The sequence below is a fragment of the Ruegeria sp. CDSB013 genome, assembly GCF_059611165.1.
On record NZ_JBXWPA010000006.1, the window covers coordinates 116,676 to 134,750 of the forward strand.

21 protein-coding genes are annotated in these 18,075 nt (G+C 53.4%); 7 read left to right on the plus strand and 14 right to left on the minus strand.

Annotated features, from left to right (window positions below; all coding sequences use genetic code 11):
• Nucleotide 1: 1 nt before the first annotated feature.
• From AC2FJF_RS12335 to AC2FJF_RS12345, 3 genes are all read right to left on the minus strand, one after another.
• On the minus strand, nt 2-343 hold the full coding sequence (locus tag AC2FJF_RS12335; RefSeq protein ID WP_496725666.1) for a copper resistance CopC family protein: 342 nt from the start codon (nt 341-343) through the stop codon (nt 2-4).
• 11 nt (nt 344-354) lie between these two features.
• Complete coding sequence (locus AC2FJF_RS12340) at nt 355-786, minus strand: c-type cytochrome (RefSeq protein ID WP_496725667.1); 432 nt, start codon at nt 784-786, stop codon at nt 355-357.
• A 536-nt stretch (nt 787-1,322) separates the two neighbouring features.
• The gene (locus AC2FJF_RS12345; protein ID WP_496725668.1) at nt 1,323-1,712 is read right to left on the minus strand and encodes a MerR family transcriptional regulator; all 390 of its coding nucleotides are present in this window, start codon (nt 1,710-1,712) and stop codon (nt 1,323-1,325) included.
• Between the two features lie 95 nt (nt 1,713-1,807).
• Between AC2FJF_RS12345 and AC2FJF_RS12350 the strand changes: the two genes are divergently transcribed.
• Both AC2FJF_RS12350 and AC2FJF_RS12355 read left to right on the plus strand, forming a co-directional pair.
• Nucleotides 1,808-2,131: a hypothetical protein gene (locus tag AC2FJF_RS12350; RefSeq protein WP_496725669.1), complete on the plus strand. Its 324-nt coding sequence runs from the start codon at nt 1,808-1,810 to the stop codon at nt 2,129-2,131.
• Between the two features lie 7 nt (nt 2,132-2,138).
• On the plus strand, nt 2,139-2,354 hold the full coding sequence (locus AC2FJF_RS12355; RefSeq protein ID WP_496725670.1) for a GDCCVxC domain-containing (seleno)protein: 216 nt from the start codon (nt 2,139-2,141) through the stop codon (nt 2,352-2,354).
• A gap of 423 nt (nt 2,355-2,777) precedes the next feature.
• On the opposite strand, the gene AC2FJF_RS12360 is transcribed toward AC2FJF_RS12355, so the two are convergent.
• The 11 genes from AC2FJF_RS12360 to AC2FJF_RS12410 all read right to left on the minus strand — a co-directional run bounded on the left by AC2FJF_RS12360 (nt 2,778) and on the right by AC2FJF_RS12410 (nt 12,650).
• Entirely contained in the window at nt 2,778-2,993 is a 216-nt protein-coding gene (locus AC2FJF_RS12360; protein WP_496725671.1) for a hypothetical protein, read from the minus strand.
• 1,447 nt (nt 2,994-4,440) lie between these two features.
• The gene (locus AC2FJF_RS12365; protein WP_496725766.1) at nt 4,441-5,568 is read right to left on the minus strand and encodes a cytochrome-c peroxidase; all 1,128 of its coding nucleotides are present in this window, start codon (nt 5,566-5,568) and stop codon (nt 4,441-4,443) included.
• Nucleotides 5,565-5,870 (minus strand): hypothetical protein, encoded by a 306-nt coding sequence (locus AC2FJF_RS12370; protein ID WP_496725672.1) that lies wholly within the window; start codon nt 5,868-5,870, stop codon nt 5,565-5,567. Before AC2FJF_RS12370 ends, AC2FJF_RS12365 begins: the two co-directional genes overlap by 4 nt.
• Before the next feature lie 68 nt (nt 5,871-5,938).
• Nucleotides 5,939-6,745: an amidohydrolase family protein gene (locus AC2FJF_RS12375; protein WP_496725673.1), complete on the minus strand. Its 807-nt coding sequence runs from the start codon at nt 6,743-6,745 to the stop codon at nt 5,939-5,941.
• A 21-nt stretch (nt 6,746-6,766) separates the two neighbouring features.
• On the minus strand, nt 6,767-7,633 hold the full coding sequence (locus AC2FJF_RS12380; RefSeq protein ID WP_496725674.1) for a dioxygenase family protein: 867 nt from the start codon (nt 7,631-7,633) through the stop codon (nt 6,767-6,769).
• Nucleotides 7,634-7,643: 10 nt separating this feature from the next.
• Nucleotides 7,644-8,948, minus strand: a complete 1,305-nt coding sequence (locus AC2FJF_RS12385; protein WP_496725675.1) for a TRAP transporter large permease — start codon at nt 8,946-8,948, stop codon at nt 7,644-7,646.
• Nucleotides 8,945-9,496 (minus strand): TRAP transporter small permease subunit, encoded by a 552-nt coding sequence (locus AC2FJF_RS12390; RefSeq protein ID WP_496725676.1) that lies wholly within the window; start codon nt 9,494-9,496, stop codon nt 8,945-8,947. Before AC2FJF_RS12390 ends, AC2FJF_RS12385 begins: the two co-directional genes overlap by 4 nt.
• 30 nt (nt 9,497-9,526) lie before the next feature.
• Entirely contained in the window at nt 9,527-10,600 is a 1,074-nt protein-coding gene (locus tag AC2FJF_RS12395) for a C4-dicarboxylate TRAP transporter substrate-binding protein (protein ID WP_496725677.1), read from the minus strand.
• A gap of 29 nt (nt 10,601-10,629) precedes the next feature.
• Nucleotides 10,630-11,085 carry an OsmC family protein gene (locus AC2FJF_RS12400; RefSeq protein WP_496725767.1) on the minus strand — a complete coding sequence of 152 codons (456 nt, stop codon included), beginning with the start codon at nt 11,083-11,085 and terminating at the stop codon, nt 10,630-10,632.
• Nucleotides 11,086-11,103: 18 nt separating this feature from the next.
• Nucleotides 11,104-11,769: a malonic semialdehyde reductase gene (locus tag AC2FJF_RS12405; protein WP_496725678.1), complete on the minus strand. Its 666-nt coding sequence runs from the start codon at nt 11,767-11,769 to the stop codon at nt 11,104-11,106.
• Nucleotides 11,766-12,650 carry a fumarylacetoacetate hydrolase family protein gene (locus AC2FJF_RS12410; protein ID WP_496725679.1) on the minus strand — a complete coding sequence of 295 codons (885 nt, stop codon included), beginning with the start codon at nt 12,648-12,650 and terminating at the stop codon, nt 11,766-11,768. Before AC2FJF_RS12410 ends, AC2FJF_RS12405 begins: the two co-directional genes overlap by 4 nt.
• A gap of 84 nt (nt 12,651-12,734) precedes the next feature.
• On the opposite strand from AC2FJF_RS12410, the gene AC2FJF_RS12415 reads away from it, so the two are divergent.
• From AC2FJF_RS12415 to yghX, 5 genes are all read left to right on the plus strand, one after another.
• Nucleotides 12,735-13,121, plus strand: coding sequence for a YciI family protein (locus AC2FJF_RS12415; protein ID WP_496725680.1), 387 nt, complete (start codon nt 12,735-12,737; stop codon nt 13,119-13,121).
• 51 nt (nt 13,122-13,172) lie between these two features.
• On the plus strand, nt 13,173-13,829 hold the full coding sequence (locus AC2FJF_RS12420; RefSeq protein WP_496725681.1) for a GntR family transcriptional regulator: 657 nt from the start codon (nt 13,173-13,175) through the stop codon (nt 13,827-13,829).
• A gap of 1 nt (nt 13,830) precedes the next feature.
• Nucleotides 13,831-15,129, plus strand: a complete 1,299-nt coding sequence (locus tag AC2FJF_RS12425) for a malonyl-CoA decarboxylase (protein WP_496725682.1) — start codon at nt 13,831-13,833, stop codon at nt 15,127-15,129.
• On the plus strand, nt 15,126-16,649 hold the full coding sequence (locus AC2FJF_RS12430; RefSeq protein WP_496725683.1) for a malonate--CoA ligase: 1,524 nt from the start codon (nt 15,126-15,128) through the stop codon (nt 16,647-16,649). The genes AC2FJF_RS12425 and AC2FJF_RS12430 overlap by 4 nt, the downstream gene beginning before the upstream one ends.
• A gap of 88 nt (nt 16,650-16,737) precedes the next feature.
• Nucleotides 16,738-17,625: a YghX family hydrolase gene (gene yghX / locus AC2FJF_RS12435; RefSeq protein WP_496725684.1), complete on the plus strand. Its 888-nt coding sequence runs from the start codon at nt 16,738-16,740 to the stop codon at nt 17,623-17,625.
• Nucleotides 17,626-18,075 lie beyond the last annotated feature (450 nt).

Consider the following 18,075-nt stretch of genomic DNA (forward strand, 5'->3'; position numbering starts at 1 on the left):
GTCAGTCCACTGTGAATGTGAACTCGCCCTGCATGGCGTGCCCGTCTGCACCCAAGCCCCGCCATTCAATGCGATAGGTGCCTTCACCCATGCTTTGAAGCGGGAGCGCGAACGCGCGTCCAAAACTTGTCTGGTCTCCCAGGTCGAGCGTAACGGTGTGAGCTTCCTGATGGATCATGTTGACCTTTGTCAGGCGAATATCATCCGCGAATTTGAAACTGATCTCAGAGGGCACTACGGCAACTGTCGCGCCGTTTTCGGGTGTGGTGGTGTCCACGCTCGAATGGGCAAAAGCGTTTGTGGCAAGCATGGAAATCAATGCAAATGTGGTGAGCTTCTTCATTAAGAGGTTCCTCAATTTATTCCATTAGCGCGCTGGATTTCGCGGATGTAGTCGATGACCATAGCCACATCGCCACGAGTCAAGCCTTCAACCGGAGGCATGTCGCCAAACTGCCAGTGGTGGCTTCTAACGCCCATTGCCACCGCGCGTTGGAAGGACTCGTCCGCATGATGGCTGGGTTCGTAAATAACATGGATCAGCGGCGGACCAGCGCTGTCAACGCCGACCGCGTTGCTGCCGTGGCATGCGGCGCAGGCGTTGTCGAATATTCGCTTTCCGATGGCGGCATTTCCTTCGATAAGCGGCATCTGAATTGCTACCATTGCATCGCCTTCGGTAGCTGCCGACTGCGCGGCTTCCTCAACTGGCGCGGGGCGTAGAGTGATATAGATAGCGACGGCTACTAAGGCGCATGCGCCGATCAGGAGATATTTTTGGTTCATGTACTGGTCCTAACCTTGTGTAACAAAGTGGTGCCGCAAACAATTCGCAGCACACCGGAACGTGTTCAGTGCCGTGAACAGCGTCGGGAGTCTGTTTTAAGTGTTAGGTGGCCTGTCCGGGTTGTCCGGTTCATTGAGCGTCGAGAAGTTTGTTGCCTGTAGTGCCAACACGACCGCTGCTTGGTTAGGTTTGGTTTCGAATGCCTGCGTCGTGAGCGCGAGAACGTTACACAGGAATGGGTTGCATCCTTCATGCGCCGAGCTGCCCGGTTCATGCTGTCTGTCTTCGCTAGGAGCGACCAGCCCGTGGTTAGCGTGTTGCACCTCAACACTTGTCGCCATATGATCAATACAATGCCCGCCAACGCACTCATTGGCTAGCACATGCGCGACGTTCCCAAGCCCCATTACAAGGATCAGAAAAACCGTAAGAAGTGTCGTGGTTATTGGCCGAAGGTACTTCACGTGGCGAAGCTACCCCGGATTCTGACCGAACACAACGCGCGGGCCAAAGGGGCGCAATACCCAACGTCCGGCTACAGTGTACGCAATTGAGAAAGCATAGGGCATGAAACATTCCCGCTGTCGCAATTGGCTGTGAGTTCAGTCAACGCCGCTTCCAAACGCTCAAGTTCCTTTATCTTTTCGCGCACATTGAAAACGTGGTGCTCAGCCAATTCCTTAACGGATTGGCAGTCTTCGCTATCGCCTTCGGATAATTCCAGGAGTGTCCTCGCATCGGCAAGCGGAAAGCCCAAGTCACGGCATTTCTTTAGAAACCGAAGCCGTCCAATGTCGTGCGTAGAGTACATCCGCCGGTTATTTGAAGCGCGTTCCGGTTTAGGCACGATCCCTTCGCGTTCGTAGTAGCGGATCGTTTCAATGCCGACACCGCTTTGACGGGATGCTTCCCCAATCGCAAACATGTGAGATGTTCCGTCTTGATCCTGTAGTCACTACAGAGGTTATACCAGTAATCGCCGCTTAGACAATTCCGCACAAAAAGGCGTCAGGAACAAAAATGCAGAAATACCTTAGCCTCAGTTACATAGGATCTTTGTCCGCGCTTGGCGTCGCGACCTGCTGCGTAATGCCCATGACAATGATGCTTCTAGGACTGGGCGGCAGCTGGTTAGCGATCTTTGGGAAGATAGCAGCAGCAAGCTTTTATGTTCTGGCGATTTCGACCACTCTTGTCGCGGTGTCTTGGCTGGTTTGTTATCAGCGCGGGTCATTGCCAAAGTTGAAATGGTGGCTTTGGGGAACGACCGCGATGACCGGATTGGCTTGGGTTGTCGTGTTCTATGAGGCTCGAATCAACGATTTCCTGATTACGCAGATGTGAGACAATGATGGAACAAACTGTTGTGCTTGAAAGCACACTGACTTGCCCAAACTGTGGGCACAGTGAAACCGAAAAAATGCCTACGGATGCCTGTCAGTGGTTCTATGAATGCAAGTCATGCAAAACAGTCTTGAAGCCGTTGGAAGGCGACTGTTGCGTCTACTGTTCCTATGCCAACGTGCCCTGTCCACCAATTCAGTCGGGTAATGGCTGCTGCGAATAGTGTGAAGGATTCCGGTGTTGCTCACTTGGTGAACTTGCCACCGGAGGATTTCGACAATTTGCCCAACCGTTGCTCCGGTCTGTGATCTTGGGAAACGGCCCTCTGACTTCGTTTGGCGTGCTTCTCGCGACACTACGTCACGCGGCTTCGGCGGGTCCCACGGACACAACAGTGGTCATCGTTTCGGGCGCAGAAATTCAGCACCTCCCCGAATTATTAGAATTGGCCGAAAGTTGAACTTTGCAAGGTCAGCTTACTGCGCATTGTCGCCATTCAAGCCCGGCGTACCACTGGTCACTTTGGGCTCTGAATAGTCGTTCTCTGTAGCAGGTTTAAGTGGGTGGCTTGGAACCCATTACCGCCTTTGGTCACCTTTTGATGTCTCGCCGGTGCAGCAAGTTACAAACCACACATAGCCCACACCTAAATGATTGCCTGCTTCGCCGGTGTAGTTATTGGAAAAAGTACATAGCCATAAGCATTGGCTCGCAAGTCCATCCTAAAGTAGTCAATGCCTTCGCCAAGCGCGTTCATAACTCTTGAATATGTTGGTGCCTCTACCCGTGGCCCGAAAATAACGCCTGTCAGCTTCATACCTGGCACTTGGTAATATCCCGGCACCCCCAAAAATGATGCCATTCGGAATTCTTCCTCATAGACCCAGTCATAGCTTTTTGATGTGGCTGCAATTTTTATTTTTTCGTAGGCAAGGTTTTCTATCTTGGAGCGTTGTTCACTTTCTGTAAGTCCGCTCTAGCTCATCGCCACACGCGTTTGGACGAAAAAGTCAATTGACGAAAACTCAGGGGGCTCTTCTTTCCAGTACTGCACAGGAAAGAAGGGCGGCCCTTCAACACCAGCCGTTGGATTTGCAGTGAACTGCAAGCAAATTCCTTTGAAGGCGTCTGCATAGTGCCCCCACATCAGTGTATTCTGCCACCCTTTACTAAAGGATGCGACTACAGCTTGCTGTCTAACTGTCTCGTGAAACAGGGGGCTTTGGATATTACAGATATTGAAGTCCTGCTCTGAAATAGTCTCCGGCAAAAGCTCAAAATCCGGAAACTGTTTTGCCAGCAGATCGCGCTATTCACGGTGCCTAGACGTGAACTCATCGTAAGTACCTACCCGGTGACTAACGCATCCCTCAAATGGATCATTTTGAGTATCCAGGAAATTCAACCAAACCCTGTTATCCCGAAGTTGCTCAAGCTCTTCATCAAAGTGCTTGGAAGTTGTTCCGCGATACCTAAACAACTTTTCTGGAAACCAACCGTTCATCATTCTGTCCGATCTATACACGCTAGCGGCGATCCTTAACGATGCCTTGCCACAAAATTGATAAAAAATACTTGCGCTCGTACACAGGGCTGACAGTGGTGTCACAAAACGAGAAAAGCAACTTAGGAAACTCAATAAGCATCCAACTTTGCAACGACCGACATGTGCGCGTAGCTGCCATTTGAAGCGAACCATGCCGCAAAGGCAGCGAACGGCAGCTTTGTGGCCATTACTTATTGCAGTTCGATAGAATGGCACAACTGCAAATGGCCGCAGGCTTTCTTCCTCACCGATTTCCATTTTTGAGCCGGCGGGATTTGGACAAGCCAAACGCCTTTCACCGACAGGGTGAGGGCGCGGCCGTCTTCCTCCCGCGTTCGCCCCGTTGCAGATTCCTAGTAACAGGCGGCTTCGCCGTCTGGTCTGCAAATCAACCCTAATTTCCGAAAGGGAAGTCGGATCAAACCAAACTGTCTGCGAGAGTATGAAATGCGGGCGGCGTGTTGGTTGATGACGCAAAGGTCAAACTCTACTGATGTCCAACGTTGGGGGTGCCTTCCGATGTCGAACATTCATCCCGACTCTGATCCAACTGTGACGGTTGGGTCAGGTTCGTGTGACGTTCAACAGATGTGGAACGTCACTGATACTTGACTCAATCGAAATCCAAAACCTCAACAAATCGGCCGATCACGTCATCCATTTCTGACCCAGAGCGAGCAGAACCCCCTCATCGGCACTGCTAACGATAGTCTCCGAACCAGCCTGCCAAATAGCCCATTCACGAGCGTTAAACACAAACGCTTTAGTAAGGCGCCTTGGACAGCGTCATCAAAAACGCAACTAAGTCTGCAATCTCTTGCTCAGACAAATTCAATTGCGAGAGAATGGCTTCACCGTCGGCGTGCAGCCTTTCCGTATTGATTTTGCTGTAATGCCGGATCACTGCGTTCAGATCACTTAGGCTGCCGTCATGCATGTACGGTGCGGTTTCGGCCGCTCCGCGCAGGCTGGGCGTGCGGAAGGTTCCAAAATCAGCGTGGCTTCGACGTACATTTCGAACCGCCCAAGCACCTTGCTTATCCGGATCGTCATTCCAGTCGCCGTCCAGAGTATAGGGGCTTGAGAGTAAAAAGTTCAGTCCACCGAACCGCCCTTCGTCGACCTCGGTTTCATTCAGAAAATATGGTACGCCAGCGTCATGGAACTCGTTATTGGAAAATCTCGGACCATTGTGGCACAACACACAGTTTCCACGCCCTATGAACAACTGAAGACCTCGCTGTGCAGCTTCGGGGTAGCTCGCAGCCGCTGCTGAATCTTGGTTCTCCAATGCATCACGGAATTCATCAAACTGTGTCCAGTCCGTAGCCAAAGTTTCCAAGTAGGCGGATAGAGTTTTGGCAATGTTCACCAGCACAAGCTCTGAATCTTGAACCTGTATGTCGCCAAATATGGCTTCAAATTCATCAATGTAGGTACTTTCTGAGATAGCGGTTTTTAGGCTATCGGCACTGTGGGCCATCTCTTGTTCTTCGATGATCGGATGCAGGCTGGCTGTCCAAAGGTTATCGCTTTTGCCACCCCACCCATACCAGCGGAGTCCGGCCAGGTTCCGCAGCGATGGAGTGTTTCGATCTAACAGTACACGGCCGAGCGCCCGGGCCTCTGGCGTTGTAAATGCCTGTTCAGGATCATGACAACTTGCGCAAGAAATTGCATCGTCGACGGACAACACCGGATCGTTGAACAAGGCCTCTCCAAGCGCGATCGCTCCGGCATTGTTCGAAACCCTATTGCTTGGGTCCGACTGGAAGGATGGTGGCCAAGGCCCAAAGGAAAGCGTTTGTTCAATTTCGTCTGCAGACAACAAGACCTCTGCACGCACTGCACCTGTCAGGGCTATTAGCGCAGCTGTAAACCACAGCTTCATTTCAGCGTAATTTCTGACGAGTAGAAAATTGATTGGCCATTGATGTCGACATCGACCTGCAGCTCCCACAAACCCGGCATGTGAAACAGCATATCATCAACACGGAACGCTCCGCCGCCCAATGCGGTAACTTTGGGGGTATAGTTCATACCGTGTCGATGAGCGGGCATGATTGCATCAACACGCATTTGACCCACGGCAGTTTCACTACAAATAGAAACCAGTACTGAAAACGGTTGAGCCAACGGAATTTCATCGACGAACAGATAAACCTCGGCTGCGTTTTGAACTTCCGAATTCATACGGTGCCCAGTTACATCACAAGCAAAAGCCGTGCTGGACCAAATCAGAAACCAGACAGCGCAGCGGATCATTCTGATGCCAACAAACGTTCTGCGTTGGCATAGGCGATGTTGTCCGCAATCTGGTCCGGCAGCAAATCCAACCATTCACGCGAAAAATCTGCGTGGGGGCCGACATAGTACCAACGTTCCGGCGCAAATGTATCCGTACCGACCATAAACCGATCGGGATGGGCTTCGAACGCAGCCTTCCAATTCGGGTCGACACTGCCTCGTGAGACCATGTCCGAACGAAATGCCAAATCGGCCCAAAGCCTGGGATAGGTGTCCAGCGCGTCAACAACACTCGCCGGATCATCAAAGCCAGAATGGGCCCACAGTACCCGAGCTTCAGGCCAGGTTTCGAAGATCAAGTCAACTGCCTCTCGATCGCCGTGGTGGTGTAGAATGAGGTTCCGCTCTTTCGCCAGTGCAATCATGCGCTGGATGACCGGCGTATTAATGTCATCTCCGTACGCGTGAAATTCGCCGATGGCTTCGTAGTCGTTCTTGGCCAGATTTGCTTCTAAATAGTCGATTACAGTTTCATCGTGCATCCAGGTGTTGATTTCACCGCGGCGACGGTAAGGGCGCAGTGCAGGAACAACGATATCTGGTGCTGCGGCCAACAATAGTTGAGTGCCATTGTCATCCGAGCTGGAGACCAGGGCTTTACGGACGCCCGCGTCCCGAAGGATTTTGGCCACCTGTTCGGGAGGAACCAGTTTGACGGCATCGTGGCTGTAATGAATATGCGCGTCAAAGATCGGGCGCTCTTCTGCGATGGCGGTACTGCAAAACAGCGCGGCACCTAAAATGAAGATATGTTTCAGCACCTCAAGCCTCCTCAATATCGTTCAGGATCTGGCAAGCTTCACATCGAATTTCACGTGCAAGAAAGGTTCAGTGATCTTACCAGAAAGCTCCATGCCATCCGGAAATTCCGAAACTGGCCTTTCGGCATAGGTCATCACCAGATCATCCCGAACACCAAAGACCGTATCTTGATCCAAATAAGGATCGTCGTCGGGGAAAATCTCAGTCACCAAAGATCGATAACCAGGAGCTTTGACGATATAGTGCAGGTGCGAAGGTCGCCAGGGATGGCGGCCGCAGGCGCGCAGGATGTCTCCGACAGGCCCGTCTGACGGTACCGTGTATTCAACTGGCTTGACGGTCGTGAATGCATACTTACCGTCGTCACCCGTGGTCATCAGGCCGTGAAAAGAAAAGGTGTCCTGTTCTTCGTCCTGACTTGCATACATTCCATTCGGTGCGGTTTGCCAGATATCCAGTTCTGCACCGGAAATCGGATTGCCATCGGTATCCCGGATCACGCCTTCAGCAAGCAGCACAGGTCCACCGTAGTGGCGCTTCATATCCCCGCCGAATGGCAGAGGCGGCGCGCCAGAGACATGAAAAGGGCCAAGCACTGATGAACTTGTTGCATCAGAACTAGAATGCAACATGTCCACCAATGACGAAAGGCCCAGCACATCCGAGGCGAGCACGAATTCATGCCTGTCCTCGGTTTCCACCGCAGCGCAGCCCTCCAGAAATGCAATCCCGGCGCGCCATTCGTCATGTGTCAGGTTGGTTTCCCGCGCGAAATCGTGGAGGTGTTTGACCAGAGACCCGATGATTTCTCGCATCCGCGGATCGGTGTCCTTGGACAGGTATCCCATGAACACGTCGGTGATATTGTCTTTGGTGACAGAGCGCATCTGGGCCTCCTTAAATCAGGGCAAGGCTGAGGATCGGGAACTCGATCAGAATAAACAGAACGATCAGCATCACGAACGCAAAGGGAAGCGCGCCCATGAACACGTCTTTGAGTGATATCCGGTCATCATTGATCGTCGATTTGATGACGAAGCAAGATATGCCCAAAGGCGGGGTCAATAGTCCGATTTCGGCTCCGACTACGGTGACGATCCCGAACCAGATCAACGACATGTCCAGCGCTTCGGCCATGGGCAGGAACAGCGGGACGACGATCAGAATGATGGACGCCGTATCGAGCAAAGTTCCCAGAAAAAGCATCAAGAGGACGTAGAGCAGCATGATCGACCAAAAGGACGCTGAATTCCCCGCAAGTAAGTCCTGCAACTGATTGGGCAACCCGGCCAGTCCCAGCATGCGGCTGTAAATCGAAGCTGCAGTAATCAAGAACAAGATCGCCGCTGTAATGTGACCGGTTTCCAGCAACGCGTCCCAGAACGCTCGTGGTGTCATGGACTTGCGCACGACTGCGATCACGAGCGCAACCAGTGCCCCGGCGGCACCCGCCTCGACAGCGGTTAGCCATCCTGTGTAAATGCCACCAAGCACTACCGTGATAATGAACAATGTGGGCAGGGTCTTGGATGCGATCTCGCGTCCGGACATCCATTCGGTGTCTTCGACGACCCGACCGCCCACAAATGCAGGTGTGAAGCGGCCCATCAACCAGATCGCGCCCACATAAGCTATCGCCAGCATGATACCGGGTATTACTCCCGCCAGAAACATGTCCCCTACGGACTGTTCGGCGACAAAGGAATAGATGATCAGCATCGCGGAGGGTGGAATAATCATCCCCAAAACCGACGACCCGGCCACAACCCCAACCGCAAAACGTGGATTATATGCCTGCGCCATCATCTGCGGGACCGAGACCTTGGTGAACACGGATGCGGACGCAATGGACGACCCGGTAACGGCCGCAAACACGGCATTTGCTCCGACGGTCGCCATTCCGATACCGCCTTTGACCTTGCGAAATCGCATGGTCATGACCTCGTAAATATCCCTGCCTAGTCCCGCTTTTGAAACGATGAGCCCCATAAAGGTAAACAGCGGGATCGTCGCGAAACTGTATTCCATCGCGCTGTCGCCCACCGCAACCTTCAGCAGGTTGAGCGCAAGTGTGAAGTTGTCCCGCATCAGCCAGATCGACACGAAGGAGACTACGCCCAAAGCAATCGGAATGTAGACGCCCGCGTAAATCAAAAAGACGATGGCAACGACCGAGATCAGGCCAATCTCAATCGGCGTCATTTTGCAGCCTCGTCATGTTCAGGGGTTCGGACAAGCTGCGGGCGGTCCTGCGCCGTGACGACCTTAAGCAGGAAGATCACGCAGGCAAGCGCAGTCCCGCACGCGATGACCAGTTTGACCGGCCACCATGGTAATGTGAAAAGACCGGGTACTCCGAAGTAGTCCTGTGTCTCCCACATATGAAGAAATTCTGGGAAGGTCACATACGCAATCAAAGCCATAAAGATTGCCGATATGGCGTTGATGATGCGCCTCAGGCTGGCTGTCAGACCCGGGCGACGATGGTGCAGCAGATTCAGGAACCCGTCTGAGCGCGTCAGCCGATCCACTCTGACGACGTCGGCCAACTGTAGAAAGACGATCATCACGACCGAAAACTGCACCACCTCATAAGTGCCACGCAAAGGGGCTGAAAACAGGCCACGTGCAATAACGTCGACATTCAGAACAACCACCAACGCAAGGACGACAAGCGTACCCAAGGCGTTGGCGGCAATTGCGAGCGAATTGGCGACCCGCGACAGGCCAGCAACTGCGGTCTTCAGCATGAAAGGCCCCTTTCGTGGATCGCCAGACAGTTATTCAGCCGTCCAATCACGTACACCGATGAATCCGGCGTCCTGAAGCTTGCCAAGGTAGGCGGCCAGCATCTCTGTGCCCTGCTCGCCATTGTCGTTCAGCGTCGCAGCCCATTCCTGCGCGACATTCGGCATGGCGTTTGCCCAAGCGGCACGGTCTTCGTCCGAAACCTCAACAATTGTTCCACCCGCTTCAACATACGCATCCCGCGAAGCAGCGGCGCGGTCCATCGCGATGCCGGCGACATGGTCACGGTAGTCGATGGCGACGGCCTTCAACACGTCTTTGACTTCGTCCGGGAGGCTAGCCCAGTAGTCGGCATTGACGGTGATGGTCTTGGAATTCACTGCTCCCAGATCAGCCTTGAGCATGTAAGGTGCCACTTCCGCGATCTTAAACGTCTTTGCGGCTTCGGGCCAAAGCATGCCGCAATCGACGAGGCCGGTTTGAAGCATGTTGTAGAAATCGGTTAGCCCCCCGCGTACACCGGCGGCATCCTTGATCCCTTCAAGATAACGCAGGTTCAGGCCTGCTCCCGCGATTTTGCGGCCCTCAAGATCGGCAACCGAAGAAACAGGTTCCGTGCAGAAAATTTGATAGGTGTCGAGCACAACGCCTGTGGCAAGGTAAACTTGGTTCTGTGCAGCAAACTCGTTCTGCATCGCAGGATATTCGCGCGCGATTTCATCCACTGCCTTGGCCACGGCACGGGAGTCCGATGCCACGAAGGGTGTCGATCCGGATATGCCCTGGCTGGGCAGCTTAGAAGAATGAAAAATGGTTGTGACGATACCTATGTCGCCAAGGCCAAGCTGAATCCCTTCCAAAACGCCTTTCGGCTTAACGATTGAACCGCCGTAGTTCTCTTGCCAGTTCATTTTATAGTTGCCGGACTCGCCCAGCCGTTTGTCCACTTCTGGAATGAAGTAGTTGGTGAATTCTTTCACCCACAACGCGCGGTCGGGATAGCCGTCAATTACGACGGCAGAGATGGTCTCCTCTGCCGCGAGAGGCATCGCCATGACGCTTGCCAGAGCAGCGCCCACTAGGCTGCGTTTGGTCCAGTTTTTCATTTCTCTCCTCCCAGAAAGTTGGGTCTTTTTTATTTTTTTGCTTTGACCCAGTTGACGGTCAGGTCCGTGCCTGCCGCTTCAAACAGTTTTGCGATGGCGCAATACTTGGCTGTCTCCTCGCCCACGCGTGTCAGCTCCTCCTGACTGGCGGGCGTCTCACAATTCACGGTGAGTTCGATTTCCGGAAACGGAACATCGATCTCCTCCTCCATCAGCACACCACGCCGGTCCAACCTGCATTTCGCGTCGATTGTCACCGTGCCGAGTTCAACTCCCAACCGATGTGCGTTCTTGTGCCCGATGACATTTGTACAGGCGATCAGGGCTGCCATTGCGGTTTCGGTCGGAGACGGACCAAGATTTGTCCCGCCGCGTTCGACGGGTTCATCGACAACAACATCAAGATCGCGAATTGGTATTTCAGTCCGCGCATGAGTCGGGCACTGAGCTGTCGTGCGGTAAGTCACGACGGGTTTCACTTTCATAGCCACAGCGTCACTTCCTCAGGCATAAGAGCAAACCTTTTCGAATGGAAAACGTGGAAGCTTCTGGAACAATCCGGTCTCGTCCGCGTAGCCCAGATTGCAAAGAAAATTGGACTTGAGCGTCGTGCCCGCGAAGAACTCCTCATCGACGATCTTGTTCGAAAAACCTGACATGGCGCCGACGTCCAACCCGACCGCCCGGGCCGCAATCATGAAGTAAGCGCCCTGAAGCGTGCCATTTCGAAAGGCCGTGTCTGCCACGTAGTCGGGCTTGCTTTTGAACAATGACCGACGATCTTCGTGCGGGAAAAGAAAGGGCAGTTCCTTCCAGAAGTCCATGTCATAGGCAATGATCGCCGTGACCGGAGCATCCATCATTTTTGGCACATTCTTCGGCTTTAAAGACTTTGCAAGCCGCTCTTTCCCTTCGGGACTTTTCACGAAAACGAAGCGCGCGGGCAACGTATTCATGCTGGTCGCGCCGTTGATCGTAATGTCGTAGATCTCTTCAAGTATGTCGTCAGAAACAGGCTTGTTGGTCCACGCGTAGTGCGATCTGGATTCGCGCAGGATCAAGGCAATCGCGTCATCCGACAAACGTGGAATGCGATCGCGCAGATCGCGATGATCCTGCTGCGCCTTGGCGCGAAGTGCCTCCAGCTCTGCCCCGGTTGGTGCGCTCATTCTGCGGCCACCTTTGACTTGGAGTCCTTTTCGTCGATAACCGGGCTGGCGCAGATTCCAATGCCTTCAATTTCAACCTCGACGGTTTCACCCGGCTTCAACCAACGGGGATTGGGCTTTTTGGCGTGACCGACACCCGGTGGTGTGCCCAACGCAATCAGGTCTCCGGGTTCCAGAGTGGTGTATTCCGAAATCGTCGCAATGACCTGACGAACGCCCCAGATCATGTTGGCCGTGTTCGAGCTTTGTAGGATTTCATCGCCCACGCGGCTTTCGATCTTCAGACCGGAAGCCCCTTCGGGCAGTTCGTCCGGCGTTACGGTGAAAGGACCGATCGCTCCCGTATCATCGAAGTTCTTGCCCGGCGTCCATTGAACGGTTTTGCGCTGATAATCCCGCAGCGACCCGTCGTTGAACACGGTGTAGCCAAAGACATAATCCAGTGCGTCCTCTTCCGAGATATGCCGACCTCTTTTTCCAACGATCAGCATAAGCTCGGCTTCGTAGTCTAGCTTCTCAGAACAGGTAGGCCGCACCATGGGCTGCCCCGCCGCCATGATCGAGTTTTTCCCACGCATGAAAAGCGTCGGATACTCCGGAATATCATATCCGCCTTCCTTGATGTGGTCCGTGTAGTTCAAACCCATGCAAATGATCGTGCCGGGCGCGACCACCGGCAATGCTGGCTTGATAGACGACACAGGCACACTGTCTGCAGCGGCGATTTGGTCAGACAGTGAGTCGGCCAGCTCAGGCTTGGCTATCAAACCCATCAAATCCGAACCGACAGCAGGGTCCAAAGCCGTTAGATTCACTGCGTTTTCGCCGTTTACAGCAAAAACCGCTGTGCCTTCCGAAGTCTCTCCCACCAGGTATTTCATTTTCACCATCCATGTCAGTTCGCTTGATTTTTGCCGACTATTTTGCCATATGTCAAATAATATCGATATTTTTGGAGACGGCAAATGGTTGCTTGGCCAGACTACAAATCAGAAGCAAAAAGCCGCGGTGCGCTTGCTTTGGAGCTTTACGTCGCGCTGAGCACGCCAGCCAAAGCGCCCGAAAATGTAAAGGCGTCACTGCCAGATCACTTGGCGTATCAGGCGCAGTTGGAACGTTCGGGGCAACTAGCTTTTGCAGGCCCCATGTCGGATGAAACCGGCGAGCATATGCAAGGAATGGGCCTGATCATCTATCGCGCTGACAGTCTTGAAGCCGCGCGGAAGCTGGCGGAAGACGATCCTATGCACAAAAGCGGGGCGCGTAGCTTTGTACTTCGGCGCTGGTTGATCAACGAAGGCTCGCTGAACCTTTCAGTTGGTCTATCGACTGGAACGAGTGCCTTCAGTTAAGTGCACTCACGAGTATTTGCCGAGAAATAGGAACAGTCGGATATGGACGCCATGCTTGATACTGAGGGCAAAGAGACATCAGCCACTCATGGAGCGTATCGAAGGCTGCGCGAAATGATCCTGACCGGAGAATTACCTCCGGGTCAAAAACTCAAGATCGAACAGCTTCGCGGGCTTTTGGATACTGGCGCTAGTCCGGTTCGTGAAGCGCTTAGCCTTTTGACTTCAGACATGTTGGTCGAGCGGATTGATCAGCGCGGATTTCGGGCAGCGCCAGTTAGCAAGTGTAACTTTGAGGAAATCCTTCTGCTTCGATGCAACCTTGAAGAAACCGCGTTGCGCGCGTCCATCACCAATGCGGATGCGGCCTGGGAAGATCGGCTTGTCTTGCGTCACCACCATATGAAAAAGGCCGGCCAAAAAGGGGCGCGAGACTTTGAGGACGCTCACAAGGCGTTTCATATGGCCTTGTTGGACAATTCGAAACTGCCGTTGCTGCTGCGGTATTGCTCGCAGCTTTATGACCTGAACATTCGCTACCGATATCTGGCGGCCGGCGGGTCGAGCTACAAAAAGCGGGACATCGCCGCCGAACATCAGCAAATCCTGGACGCCGCATTAAATCACGACGCAGACAGCGCAACTCGGCACTTGATCGATCACTACCGCCGAACAGGTGAGTACCTTAGCAGCCAGATGGAGCCCTGAAATGCAGCGGAATTGGTTTCTGGGTGATCTACTAAACCAATTGCTGGACCGTCCCGACAAAAGGCGTGGCAAGGACGACAAACGGTCCATTGCCGAACTATGTGAGGCGCTTTTATCTGCCGAAGGTGAAGTTTCAGGTTTCACGCTAGCGTCTACTATCCTTGAGCGCTACCACACCCTGAATGACGCGGAGAAACTAAACTTTTTTGTCTATTTAAATGACCAACTTGAGTTGGACGCAAATCAGCTTTCGGAAGCAGCCCGCCTCTACGCCAGTGACCGCAGTGTCAACCTTTATCAAAGACTTAGTGAAGTATCAGAACCAAGGCGACAAGAGTTGTTGCGACGGCTGAACCAGCCGTCTGGTGCGACGCAGGAACTTGTGGCCATGCGCGTTGATCTGCTGCGCTTTCTCAAATCCAAACCGGAACTCAAGCGAACGGATATCGATTTCGTCCATTTATTGCGCAGCTGGTTCAACCGGGGCTTTCTGGTTCTCAAACAAATCAGCTGGGACACCCCTGCCCGCGTTCTGGATAAGATCGTCGCCTATGAAGCGGTGCACCAGATCAACGATCTGGACGATTTGCGGCGAAGACTCTACCCGCCAGACCGTCGTTGTTTTGCGTTCTTCCATCCTTCGATGCCAGATGAGCCACTGATATTTGTCGAGGTCGCTCTGACCGTTGAAATCCCGGATGCAATAGATACGCTTCTATCCGAAGCACGAGAACCGATCGAAGCCGAGCAGGCAAAGGTCGCGGCGTTCTATTCCATTTCAAACTGCCAAAAGGGTTTGGCGGGCATCAGCTTTGGGAATCTATTGATAAAGCAGGTTGTGACCGAGCTTTCGCGAGAGCTTCGCGGGCTTGATACCTTTGTGACATTGTCGCCGATACCGGGGCTAAACCGGTGGCTGGCTGGTGAAACAGACCACCCAGAACACGGGCATGCCGCCGAGGCCGTGCTTGCGGAAACAGCAGCACCGCAGGACACGCGCGCGATGGCTGCCCGATACTTGATGTTCGCCAAGCGCGAAGATGGGATGCCACTGGACCCTGTGGCCCGCTTTCATCTGGGCAATGGCGCCGAGCTTCATGAAGTGCATGCCGAAGCCGATCCCTCGCCGAACGGACGCGCCCAGTCCGGAGGTGCGATGGTCAACTACCTTTACGATTTGAACAAAACAGAACGTTACCACGAAGAATTCGCGACACGTGCCACGATCCAAGCCTCGCGTTCAATTCGCGCGGCTTCAACTGCGACGCTTGCGGTAAAGCCTAGGGAAAATACAGCGTGACTAATACACTCTACGACAGTTTGTTTGCCCGCCACGAGGGCAGCACGGCTCCATTCCTGGAACTCGATAATGGCCAGGTAGTCTCTTATGGCGCGTTTCTGCAGCGCACCGCCCAGATCGCGCATGTCTTGCAGAACAGCGGAGTTTCCCCCGGCGATCGCATCGTTGTGCAGGCCCCCCAAATGGCCGACACGATTGCGCTCTATGCCGCTTCGGTTCAGGCAGGTGCTGTCTACCTGCCCCTTAACACTGCCTATACCATGGCAGAGTTGGACTATTTCATCTCTGACGCACAACCTGCGTTAATCGTTTGCGACAGCAACGACAAAGTTGAATTCGAACAAATGGCGACCCGGTCTGGTGCAAAACTGCTGACCTTGGGTGGCGAAAATCCAAGCCTGAGCCGCGAAGCGGACGCACAGCCTTGTGTATTCGAAACCGTGGATCGCGCGCCAGAAGACCTCGCGGCGCTTCTTTACACATCAGGTACCACGGGCCGGTCAAAGGGCGCGATGCTCAGCCACCGAAACCTGCTTTCCAATGCCCAAGCCCTTGTGGATTTGTGGGGTATCACCGGCTCTGATCGCTTGATTCACGCGTTGCCCATCTTTCACACGCACGGGCTTTTCGTGGCGATGAACACATCACTACTCGCCGGTTCCAAAGTGCGGCTGATGGAAAAATTCGACACTGGTATGATCTTGGAGGAATTGCCCCACTCGACCCTTCTGATGGGTGTCCCGACTTTCTATACCCGATTGCTGGCGGATGACGGCTTCACCGACGAGATCACAGAGAACATGCGTCTATTCATTTCCGGTTCAGCCCCATTGCTGGCAGAAACCCATCTGGCGTTCGAAACACGCACCGGCCACCGCATCCTCGAGCGATACGGTATGACCGAGACGAACATGAACACCTCTAACCCTTATAGCGGTGAGCGTCGCGCGGGAACTGTTGGTATGCCTCTACCCGGCACCGAGGTGATCGTAACCAACCCCGAAACAGGAGAACCGCTGCCCCAGGGCGAGGTCGGAATGATCGAGGTACGCGGCCCCAATGTTTTTCAGGGCTATTGGCAGATGCCCGAAAAAACCGCTGAAGAACTTCGCGAGAATGGGTTCTTTATCACCGGAGATCTGGGTCAATACAGCGAGGATGGCTACCTGTCGATTGTAGGTCGTTCAAAAGACCTGATCATCACTGGTGGTTACAACGTCTACCCCAAAGAAATTGAAGACGTTTTGAACGATATCGATGGTGTTCTGGAATCGGCGGTCTTCGGGGTTCCCGACAACGAATTTGGCGAAGCAATTATTGCTGCTTTGGTTGCCGAGCCCGGTGCACAGCTTCAGGTGGAACAGATCGAGTCGATCATCAGGAACAAGCTTTCGCGATTCAAACATCCGCGCCGCTACGAACTCGTCCAAGAGTTGCCACGAAACACAATGGGAAAGGTCCAAAAGAACGTACTGCGCGATCAGCGCACAGAAAAGGAAACCGCGTCGGCAATGTCCTAGCAGACCTGCCTTAAGCCTCAAACAAGCCATGACCTTTTGATCTAAAATACCCTACGGCTTTAACCGCCACCTCATCAGGAGATTGACCATGACTCGCATGACGGCAAAAGACTTCGACCAGGAACTTCTGGACCTGTACGATTTTTACGCGCACGGCAAAATAACCAAGCGTCAGTTTCTGGACCGCGCAGGTAAGTTCGCAGTTGGTGGTTTATCTGCGGTCGCGTTGCTGAACATGCTCAGCCCGAACTATGCATTGGCCGAGCAGGTGTCATTCAACGATCCCGATATCCATGCAGACTACATCACCTATCCCTCGCCAAATGGGACCGGCGACGTACGGGGCTACCTTGTCCGACCTGCTGGTGTGGACGAGCCTCTGCCCGCGGTGCTGGTGATCCACGAAAACCGCGGCCTTAATCCCTACATCGAAGATGTGGCGCGACGCTTGGCGAAAGCAGGCTTTATGGCTCTGGCTCCAGATGGTCTGACGTCAGTTGGCGGATACCCAGGCAACGATGCTGATGGGCGCGAGCTGCAAAAGACGGTCGATCGGGTCGCGCTGATGAATGATTTCTTCAATGGCTTTGAATACCTATTGAACCGAGAAGACTGCACCGGGAAGGTTGGCGCTGTGGGTTTCTGCTATGGCGGTGGTGTGGTCAGCGCAATTGCGGTGGCCTACCCGGAACTGGCGGCGGGTGTGCCGTTCTATGGCCGCCAGCCAGCAGCCGAAGATGTAGCCAAAATTCAGGCACCGCTGCTGATTCAGATGGGAGAGCTTGATGACCGCATCAACGCAGGTTGGCCAGATTTTGAAGCCGCTCTGCAATCCAACGGCAAGGTTTATGAGGCCTACATCTACGAAAATGCCAACCACGGTTTTCATAACGACAGCACGCCTCGTTATGACGAGGAAATGGCAAACCTAGCCTGGGACCGCACCATTGATTGGTTCAACACTTATCTGAAGTAACTACAGCGCACGGCGAAGCGAGCATTGTGTTTTCATAGCTTCGTCGCAACGCACAGTTTACCGGGGCCAAGTCATTTGAAGCCCCAGTATTCTATCTCTCATGATCAGAGAAGCTGAAAGGAACGCTTGGCTAAAGGCTTGGGTGCAAAAAAGACATCATCGTTAACAGAAGCCTTCATTGGCGGGGTACAAGACCACTGGCTGTTTACTGAACAACACCGAAACACGAGCGTCCTGTGGGAGTTATGTGAAGCGTTCTCTGATTGAGTGGTCAGCTTGTCAGTATATAGCCAGCACAATCACCTAGCCCTGCCTGAATTCATCCTTTGACCATGCTTGCAAAGAACACCTGACATAAGCGCCAAGGCGGCAGTCGCAAATTAAATGAACCACTGTGACCGCTTTAAACAGATGGCAAACCCAATAAGATCAGAATTGCGAGCAATTCGG

Coding starts and splice junctions, on each gene's coding strand:
- AC2FJF_RS12335 (WP_496725666.1), bottom strand. CDS start 343: ATGAAGAAGCTCACCACATTTGCATTGATTTCCATGCTTGCCACAAAC.
- AC2FJF_RS12340 (WP_496725667.1), bottom strand. CDS start 786: ATGAACCAAAAATATCTCCTGATCGGCGCATGCGCCTTAGTAGCCGTC.
- AC2FJF_RS12345 (WP_496725668.1), bottom strand. CDS start 1,712: ATGTTTGCGATTGGGGAAGCATCCCGTCAAAGCGGTGTCGGCATTGAA.
- AC2FJF_RS12350 (WP_496725669.1), top strand. CDS start 1,808: ATGCAGAAATACCTTAGCCTCAGTTACATAGGATCTTTGTCCGCGCTT.
- AC2FJF_RS12355 (WP_496725670.1), top strand. CDS start 2,139: ATGGAACAAACTGTTGTGCTTGAAAGCACACTGACTTGCCCAAACTGT.
- AC2FJF_RS12360 (WP_496725671.1), bottom strand. CDS start 2,993: ATGGCATCATTTTTGGGGGTGCCGGGATATTACCAAGTGCCAGGTATG.
- AC2FJF_RS12365 (WP_496725766.1), bottom strand. CDS start 5,568: ATGAAGCTGTGGTTTACAGCTGCGCTAATAGCCCTGACAGGTGCAGTG.
- AC2FJF_RS12370 (WP_496725672.1), bottom strand. CDS start 5,870: ATGAATTCGGAAGTTCAAAACGCAGCCGAGGTTTATCTGTTCGTCGAT.
- AC2FJF_RS12380 (WP_496725674.1), bottom strand. CDS start 7,633: ATGCGCTCTGTCACCAAAGACAATATCACCGACGTGTTCATGGGATAC.
- AC2FJF_RS12385 (WP_496725675.1), bottom strand. CDS start 8,948: ATGACGCCGATTGAGATTGGCCTGATCTCGGTCGTTGCCATCGTCTTT.
- AC2FJF_RS12390 (WP_496725676.1), bottom strand. CDS start 9,496: ATGCTGAAGACCGCAGTTGCTGGCCTGTCGCGGGTCGCCAATTCGCTC.
- AC2FJF_RS12395 (WP_496725677.1), bottom strand. CDS start 10,600: ATGAAAAACTGGACCAAACGCAGCCTAGTGGGCGCTGCTCTGGCAAGC.
- AC2FJF_RS12400 (WP_496725767.1), bottom strand. CDS start 11,085: ATGAAAGTGAAACCCGTCGTGACTTACCGCACGACAGCTCAGTGCCCG.
- AC2FJF_RS12405 (WP_496725678.1), bottom strand. CDS start 11,769: ATGAGCGCACCAACCGGGGCAGAGCTGGAGGCACTTCGCGCCAAGGCG.
- AC2FJF_RS12410 (WP_496725679.1), bottom strand. CDS start 12,650: ATGAAATACCTGGTGGGAGAGACTTCGGAAGGCACAGCGGTTTTTGCT.
- AC2FJF_RS12415 (WP_496725680.1), top strand. CDS start 12,735: ATGGTTGCTTGGCCAGACTACAAATCAGAAGCAAAAAGCCGCGGTGCG.
- AC2FJF_RS12420 (WP_496725681.1), top strand. CDS start 13,173: ATGCTTGATACTGAGGGCAAAGAGACATCAGCCACTCATGGAGCGTAT.
- AC2FJF_RS12425 (WP_496725682.1), top strand. CDS start 13,831: ATGCAGCGGAATTGGTTTCTGGGTGATCTACTAAACCAATTGCTGGAC.
- yghX (WP_496725684.1), top strand. CDS start 16,738: ATGACTCGCATGACGGCAAAAGACTTCGACCAGGAACTTCTGGACCTG.